The sequence below is a fragment of the Oceaniferula marina genome (genome assembly GCF_013391475.1).
GTDB lineage: Bacteria > Verrucomicrobiota > Verrucomicrobiia > Verrucomicrobiales > Akkermansiaceae > Oceaniferula > Oceaniferula marina.
Genome location: NZ_JACBAZ010000079.1, coordinates 1 through 281 on the forward strand (window position 1 = coordinate 1; position 281 = coordinate 281).

A 281-nucleotide genomic window follows, 5' to 3' on the forward strand; every position below is an offset into this window, starting at 1 on the left:
TCCCCATCTTTTTCCGGTGTTTCTTTGCCTTTGCTCGACGTAAGTTCGCCACTTCCTCCGGTGCTCTCACGGCAATGAGTCGGCATTTGTGACGTTTCTTAGTCACAACGACACCCAGATCCAAAACGTCTTGGGAAGTACGTCTGAGAAGTTCTTCAATGGGTGTTTTATTATCAACCCAGACTGAGGCCAAAGCAGTCAAACGACTTACCCAAAAAGCTCCTTGCGCTTCGATCCTAGCGAACGCTTTCACATCAAAATATCCCATGTCTCGTAAAACG

Annotated in this window: 1 protein-coding gene; it reads right to left on the minus strand. The window is 47.3% G+C overall.

All coding sequences use genetic code 11. The annotated features are described in order from the left end of the window. Positions 1-268, minus strand: a 268-nt coding sequence (locus HW115_RS20370) for a hypothetical protein (protein WP_227021693.1), incomplete at its 3' end; no start/stop codon positions are given. Positions 269-281 lie beyond the last annotated feature (13 nt).